This window comes from Variovorax sp. 01T439_2, assembly GCF_056398445.1.
In genome coordinates, this window is record NZ_JBFTPJ010000651.1 from 1 (window position 1) to 3,446 (window position 3,446).

A 3,446-nucleotide genomic window follows, 5' to 3' on the forward strand; every position below is an offset into this window, starting at 1 on the left:
GCCCAGGTCCTTGCCGCGGTCCTGCGCATAGAAGGGCTTGAACTGCGGGCCGATCAGCACGTCGCTGTCCGGCCCCGTGCTCCATGCGCGCCACACGGTCTTGCCGGTGGCGGCATCGAGAGCGGCAAGCCAGCCGCGCACGCCGAACTCGCCGCCGCTGTTGCCCACCAGCACCTTGTTCCTGACCACCAGCGGCGCCATCGTCATGGTCTCGCCGCTGCGGATGTCGCCGAGCTTCGCGCGCCAGAGCTCGGCGCCGCTTGCCGCGTCGACCGCGAGGGTCTGGTTGTCCAGCGTGTTGAAGAAGATGCGGCCGTCCGCATAGGCGGCGCCGCGGTTGACCTGGTCGCAGCAGGCCACGCCCTGCGAGCCGGCCTCGGGCCTGGGCTCGAACTTCCACTTGAGCGGCGCGCCGGGCTTGGCGAGGTCGAGCGCGAAGAGCGTGTTGGGGTAGGGGCCCACGATGTACATCGTGCCGCCCACCACCAGCGGCGCGGCCTCGTGTCCGCGCACCACGCCGGTGGAAAAGGTGAAGGCCGGCTGCAGCTTCGCGGCGTTGGCGCTCGTGATCTCGGCCAGCGGGCTGAAGCGCGTGCCCGCATGGTCGCGCGCGGCCATGGTCCATTCGCCGTCACCGCCGCCGTGCGGCATGCCGTCGGCCGGCGCGGGCTGCGCGAGCGCGAGCGAGGCCGGCAAGAGGCTGCTCAGCAGCAGCAGGCCGGCCCATCCGGCGCGGCGCTTCTTCTTGGTGTGTTTCTGGCTTCGCATCGACCGTGAGTCCGGCATGAGGGCCTCAGCAAATTAGCAAGGCAAGGACCGCCAGTTGTAGGGCGGCAAGCCGACTTCGCCGTCGGCAACGGCTGATGCACTGGCTACCTCGGCGGCATGGCGCCCGGTGCCGTGCGCGCGGGGCCGCCCTGCAGCAGCCGCGCCGCCGCGACCAGCGCCACCACCAGGTAGGCCAGGCCCGCCGGCACCCACATGATGAGTCCGCCCAGGCGCTGGTCCTCGAGCAGGTCGAAGCCCAGCGCGGGCGTGGCGGTGCCGTAGGCCGGATACCAGGGCACGGTCGAGAAGGTCAGCAGCGCGCCGAGGGCGCCGGTGTGCACCATGGTCGTGAAGAGATACAGCATCGAGCCGCCGTGCCCGGCGCGCGAAGCGCCGGCGAGCGGCGGCCACCAGAACAGCAGCGCCGTCGCAAGAAAGCTCGCATGCTGCAGGCTGTGCACGGCCTGGCTGCGCAGTGCCGCCTCGAAGAACAGCGGCAGGTGCCAGGCCCAGAGCGCGAGGCCGTGCAGGGCCCAGGCGACCGGCGCACAGGTCAGCACTTCCCATGCGGCGGCCAGCGCGGGCTGCCGCACCAGGCGCGTGGTTCGCATGCGCCACGGCGCCGGCAGTGCCCAGGTCCAGACCGCCAGCGGCCGGCCGATCACCAGCAGCGGGGCGGCCAGGATCATGAGCACCTCGTGCTGCACCATGTGCGCGGAAAACAGATAGGCCCCGAGCGCATCGAGCGGCGAGACCAGCGCCAGCACCAGCGCGAGCCAGCCCGCGCCGAACGAAGCCGCGCGCCGCATGCCGACCCCGCGGCCCGCACCAGCCTTGCGCCACAGGCGCAGCAGGCCGGCCAGGTAGAGCAGCAGGCTCGCGCCCAGACAGGCCAGCACCCAGGGCTCCAGGCTCCAGCCGAGGGCCGGCACGGCGGTTGCCGGCTCCGGCGCGTGCGCGCTGGCCAGCGGCGCCGCCAGCAGCAGCAACAGCAGCAGCAATGCAGCACGGGCGCGGCATGCGCGCCGTGTGGAAGACCGGGAGCCGGCCGGCGGCGTCATGGCTTGCGTCATGGCTTGCATGGCCTCAGTCTGAGCCAACTGCGCCAAGGCTGCTTGCTCGACGCGGGACACGAGGGGTAAAAAAAGGGGCTTGAAACCGGTCGGGCCAACCCTCAGATGTGCGCCGGAGGCTGTGCCGCCTCCATTCTTCGCCTTGTTCCTTGTTCATTCATTCCCTTTCGAGGAGATTGTCTTGACGATGAAGATCGCGCAGATCGCGCCCCTGTACGAAGCCGTTCCGCCGCGGCTCTATGGCGGCACCGAACGGGTCGTGGCCCACCTGGCCAATGCGCTGGTGGACCAGGGCCACGAGGTCACGCTGTTCGCCTCCGCGGACACGCAGACCCGGGCCCGCCTGGCGCCCATGCGGGCCCAGGCCCTGCGGCTGGACCCGGCGCCGCTGAAGTCCGACCTGGMCGGCCACCTTTGCATGCTCCACGAAGTGCGACGACGAGCGCACGAGTTCGACGTGCTGCATTTCCACGTCGACCTGCTGCACTTTCCCTTCTTCGAGGACATGGCCGGCCGCACGCTCACCACGCTGCACGGGCGCCTGGACATCGCGGACCTGCCCGGCGCGTACATGCGCTGGAACCAGTTTCCGCTGGTCTCCATCTCGCGCCACCAGCGCAAGCCGCTGCCCTTTGCCAACTGGCTCGCGACCATTCCGCACGGACTCGAAGAGACGCCCTACGCCTTCGAGCCGAACCCCGGCGGTTACCTGGCCTTCCTTGGCCGCATCTCGCCCGAGAAGCGGCCCGACCGCGCCATCGAGATCGCCAGGCGCGCGGGGCTGCCGCTGAAGATCGCGGCCAAGGTCGACGCGGCGGACGCGACCTACTTCGCGCAGAAGATCCGGCCGCTGCTGGACGATCCCCTGGTCGAGTTCATCGGCGAGATCGGCGACGCCGACAAGGCCGCGTTCCTGGGCGGCGCGCGCGCGCTGCTGTTCCCGATCGACTGGCCCGAGCCCTTCGGCCTGGTGATGATCGAGGCCATGGCCTGCGGCACGCCGGTGATCGGCTGGCGCTGCGGCTCGGTGCCCGAGGTGATCGAGCACGGCGTGAGCGGGCTCATCGTCGAGGACGAGGCGCAGGCCGTCGAGGCGGTGCACGCCATCGGCGCGCTCGACCGCCGCCGCGTGCGGCAGGCCTTCGAGCGGCGCTACTCGGCGCAGGCCATGGCCAGCGCCTATGTCGAGCAGTACGCGCGGCTGGCCGGCGGCGGCGCGCTCCTGCCGCAGGAGCCGCAAGAGCTGCACGAGCCCCTCTACCGCGAGGCTGCCTGAGCATGAGCGCCGCGCCGGGCCGCCCCCAAGCAAGCTCGCACCGCAGTGCGAAGCACGAAGGTACTCCAATGAGCACCGAAGTGCCTGCCACCGAGCAGGCCGAGCCCGCGCCCGAGCGCGCGGTGCAGCATGCCTTCGTGCTCAAGGAGGGCGACACCTACTTCGTGATGGACGGCCACGGCGACGTGGGCGGCGGCGTGGACGGGCTCTTCCACGACGACACGCGCATGCTGTCGACCTTCGTGCTCCGGCTGGGCGGCGCGCGGCCGCCGCTTTTGTCCAGCGGCGTGAGCCACGACAACGTCTTCTTCATTGCGAACCTCACCAAC

Annotated in this window: 4 protein-coding genes; 2 read left to right on the forward strand and 2 right to left on the reverse strand. The window is 71.0% G+C overall.

Features of this window, described 5'->3' with window-relative positions; translation table 11 throughout:
* On the reverse strand, positions 1 to 768 hold a 768-nt coding region (locus tag AC1DOC_RS25145; RefSeq protein WP_478130721.1), incomplete at its 3' end, for an outer membrane protein assembly factor BamB family protein.
* 104 nt (positions 769 to 872) lie between these two features.
* A complete protein-coding gene (locus AC1DOC_RS25150; RefSeq protein ID WP_478081299.1) occupies positions 873 to 1,841 on the reverse strand; it encodes a cytochrome c oxidase assembly protein in 969 nt (322 codons plus the stop codon).
* A gap of 187 nt (positions 1,842 to 2,028) precedes the next feature.
* Between AC1DOC_RS25150 and AC1DOC_RS25155 the strand changes: the two genes are divergently transcribed.
* Positions 2,029 to 3,117: a glycosyltransferase family 4 protein gene (locus tag AC1DOC_RS25155; protein WP_478130723.1), complete on the forward strand. Its 1,089-nt coding sequence runs from the start codon at positions 2,029 to 2,031 to the stop codon at positions 3,115 to 3,117.
* A gap of 68 nt (positions 3,118 to 3,185) precedes the next feature.
* The coding region (locus AC1DOC_RS25160) for a glycogen debranching N-terminal domain-containing protein (protein WP_478130722.1) at positions 3,186 to 3,446 on the forward strand (261 nt) is incomplete at its 3' end.